Here is a 3,816-nt window from a genome sequence, read left to right on the forward strand (position 1 = left end):
CCCGCCAGCGAAACCCACAAGAGGAGAGTAATACGGTGGCTTTGTGGCGGCGGAATTTTATTGTCCCCCCCCCCTGCCGCCGAGCTACCCCCCCTATTTTAATAAGGAAACTTTTGCGCCTTCCGCCTGTCCACATGGCAAAAGACCCGAAAAAAACAAAAATGCCCGACCTCGATAAAATAATAAAAAGAAAAAGCATAAACCGCTAAAGCCATGTGGACAGGCTACAGGCGCAAAACTAATTATTAACCGGCTCAAAGGGGGGGGAGGCAGCGTATTGCCGTTGGCAATACGCTGTAAGGAATAAAAAAATGCAAACATCCATGTTTGCATTTTTTTATGATACAGGCTAGTCCTCACGCCCCGCCGCCACAAAGCCACAAAAAAGCGTAGTATCCCCGCCCGGCTTTTCGTATAACAAGAAGCGGAGCGAAGTACGCACACGGCTGACGTAAATAAAACAGCCTTCGCTATCCGCTAAAAGTTCCCAAAAACCGTAGTAAAAAATAAATCCCTATTGCCGCAAATCCGCTTGTCCGCTCCGCTCCCAAGCGGATATACGGCGAAAGAACCCGATAAAAAAAACAGCCCCTATTTAAATATTCAGAAATAAAAAACCAGACGCTCTTATAAAATTATTCTTAACTGAAGCCTGACAGCAAGACACGGTAAGACCCACCCACCTAGCGGTCGGTGGGCAATGGTAACGCAAAAGCTTTTATTTGCTGAAACCCCTGCACAAAAGCTGCCTTAACTTGATACACAAATAAAACTTGGAAACAAGCAGCTATTGTGCAGGGGCATTGATAGGTTTTACATTTATTCCGTAGTGAAACTTGGTCATTCCGTACTTAAAAAATTAAATCGCTGAAACCCCTATGCGAAAAAACCGCCATAAGAAATTATTGAAAATGAAAACCTTAAACAAAGCGGTTTTTCCGCATGGGGCAATGGTCGAAACAAATCGCTCTCGGTTGATAAATAAAAAGCATAAGAGTTGCACTCCCTATTGAATTCCCAACCTGATAAATTTATTCGCTGAAACCCCTATGCGAAAAAACCGCCATAAAAAATTATTGAAAATTAAATCATTAAACAAGGCGGTTTTTTCTCAGAGGGCAATGGTCGAGAAAAACCTCTACCCATAAAAAATGACTAAATGACCCGATGACTGACATACTCCCCTGAATTTCCTATCTCTCTATAGGGGTTTAAAATATATCTTATATATTATATATATTAGTCATTTAAGTCATATAATATATATAAATATATAAATAATATATATTAATATAAAAAAGCATAATTTTGATAACAAAAATGAGCCTGAAACTTTGACAAAACAACAGTCATTTATGACTGAAAATTCGGTCATAAATCCCCGAAGCAGGGATTTTTTTTTACAGGGGGGAGCGTGCGTCCCCAAAAAATGCCACTTTTTGTTATCAGCAAATTTTTTTATGTCAAAAAACCTCGATTTATCGCCTGTTTGTTTACCCAATTAAAGGGGCGCACGGGGGACGCCCAAAAAAGCAAGGCGTTAAGCCTTGTAGATGAAAAATGTGGCACGGCGTGGCGCACAATAAAATCCCCATTAAAAATAAATGCGCCGAACCTTTAGGTGAGGCAGCGCGCCCTCCGCACCCGCAGACTGAGGTATTTAAAAAATTTTTAAAAAATAATAATTAGCGTCCCTATTAATAAATAATTTTTCCCAAAGGGTTAAAATATTAAAACAAGAGAATTATCTTTATTTATCCTACAAAATCTTGTAGCTCTATTTAGTTAAACCAATCCCGACCCAAAACCTTTCCGTAGCGGTTCTTCCCTGAACAAATCCCATTTCTTTAAGCCTCATAGTAAAAAATCTTTCGCTTACGGCGTGTTCCTTATTTTCTTCGCACCAGTCAGCATAAGCCTTATACAGTTCCATAATCCGTATGGTAATATCACTATTTTTAACACAGCGTTGTTTAATAAAATTACCGATAACGTCCATTTCCCCTCTATATTCATCAGTAGCTTTAAGAATAACCGTTGGGGCTATTAACCCTTCTTTCTTCCAATTTGTCGCCCCTTCCAAAAGCCAATTTAAAATACCGCTATTTTCTTGTTTTAATTTATTCTCTAGGTTCTTATCCTGTTTTTCTTGCGCTATAGTAGTTGTAAAGGGAATTAACTTAATTCGCCTCCAAATACCATGATCAGTACCTTTAATCACAGGCTTATGATTAGTCGCCATGAAAATTTTAAAATTTGGGGTAAAATTAAAATACTCGCCATATAAAAAACGTGCGGTAATCTGGTCATTACCTGTAATCTTTTTAATCAAAGGTTCAGAAAGCCGCCTGCCTTCCTCCGCTTCCGTAGTGGTAACAAATCGAGTACCCCTCAATCGGGCAATATCATTAGTAAGCTGGTCTCCGTTCTTTTTCATAAAACTTTCCGTAGGCGTAGAAGTCGCATAATCGCCTAACAAATTCAGTATCGTATTTAAAAAAGTAGTTTTTCCGTTAGCTCCGCTTCCATACAAAATAAACATAGTTTGATCCGTAATATCACCTGTCAAAGCCCAACCCGCCGCAGTCTGCAAAAATTTTATTAATTCAGGCTTATAATCCATAATCTCACGAATAAACTGTTTCCAAAGCGGACAATCGGCGGTTGGCTCATAATCCACATTGGCAAGTTTAGTAATTAAATCTTCCTGCTTGTGTTCTCTGAATTCACCAGTTAAAACATCAATAGTTCCGTTACGGACATTTAAAAACCACGGATTACGGTCTAGATCATCAGCCATAATATTTAACTCTTTAATATATTGAGCCGTTTTAATCATTGCCTCTCGCCTTCGGATACTTTCGCTAATCCTCGCAAAATTTTCAATATCGTTCCTTTCCCGATAATCGTCAGTTTTAGAAAGCTCATCATAAATGTTCCTAACAGTTTCAAGACCTTTTTCATGTATCAAAGCGCCGCCTTCGTCAATTTCCCAACGTATGCCATTCCAAACAAGCCATTTTTTCAAAGCCGTAAAATACCGAATATTACGCCTATGCTCTTTAAGAAGCCTAGCGGCATTAGTTGTATCGGTAAATTGGATATTCCCCTTCTTCAGTTCACTAATCCTAAGATAAATACTTTCATCTCCAATCTTTTCAGTAACCATATTAAAACCCTCCCTTTTCTAAAGTCTTTGCGTATAACTTAAACTGATACCGCAACAAGTCAAAAGCATTTTCCCTAGTAACTTGCGGCAATTCCTTGTTACATTGCAAATACATTTCATATAACAGGGTCAACGACCCCGATTTCTTTAAATATTCCCTATTCAAAAAAAACGCACAGGCACGATATTCGTCATCTGGCATATCAATATTTTTAATCTTGTACCATAAAATCAAGTCATTTGCCCATTCAATTTCATGTGCCGCATACTTTTCAAGTATTACCTGTTGCTTTCGTAAATTGTTATTATACTTTTCTTCCGGCGTTCTTCTTCGCATTATTCAAATCCCCCTCCATTGCTCTTATCTGCTTTTCTTTGTTCCTTGCACTCTGCTCATTCATCATTTCTTCTTTCTTCTTTCTTCTCTTTTCTCTTTTCATTGCTCATTTCTCATTGCTCATTTCTCATTTCTCATTGTTACCGCCCCTCTTGCCAAACATAAACCTTGCTTGCCTCTCCCGCCGCCGTCCGTCCATCAGCAAAAGTAACAAACGCCCAAAACGCCCACCAACCCGATACGTCTATTTCCCCCTCGATACACTCATGGATAATAACGCCATTAGCCGTATCAGAAACAGCGGCGGCAA

General features: G+C 39.1%; 3 protein-coding genes. 1 reads left to right on the plus strand and 2 read right to left on the minus strand.

Features of this window, described 5'->3' with window-relative positions; translation table 11 throughout:
• Positions 1–209 (plus strand): hypothetical protein (locus ACYVRH_RS11440; protein WP_461257045.1); only part of this gene is annotated, 209 nt, incomplete at its 5' end.
• A gap of 1,568 nt (positions 210–1,777) precedes the next feature.
• On the opposite strand, the gene ACYVRH_RS11445 is transcribed toward ACYVRH_RS11440, so the two are convergent.
• Together ACYVRH_RS11445 and ACYVRH_RS11450 are read right to left on the minus strand one after the other, a co-directional pair.
• The gene (locus tag ACYVRH_RS11445) at positions 1,778–3,169 is read right to left on the minus strand and encodes a DNA primase family protein (protein ID WP_461257046.1); all 1,392 of its coding nucleotides are present in this window, start codon (positions 3,167–3,169) and stop codon (positions 1,778–1,780) included.
• Between the two features lie 305 nt (positions 3,170–3,474).
• Complete coding sequence (locus tag ACYVRH_RS11450; protein WP_461257047.1) at positions 3,475–3,609, minus strand: hypothetical protein; 135 nt, start codon at positions 3,607–3,609, stop codon at positions 3,475–3,477.
• Between the last annotated feature and the right edge of the window lie 207 nt (positions 3,610–3,816).

It is taken from the genome of Treponema sp. R80B11-R83G3, assembly GCF_054786115.1.

Excerpts from the sequence above, each read along its gene's own strand:
- ACYVRH_RS11445 (WP_461257046.1), bottom strand. The coding sequence starts at position 3,169 with ATGGTTACTGAAAAGATTGGAGATGAAAGTATTTATCTTAGGATTAGT.
- ACYVRH_RS11450 (WP_461257047.1), bottom strand. The coding sequence starts at position 3,609 with ATGAAAAGAGAAAAGAGAAGAAAGAAGAAAGAAGAAATGATGAATGAG.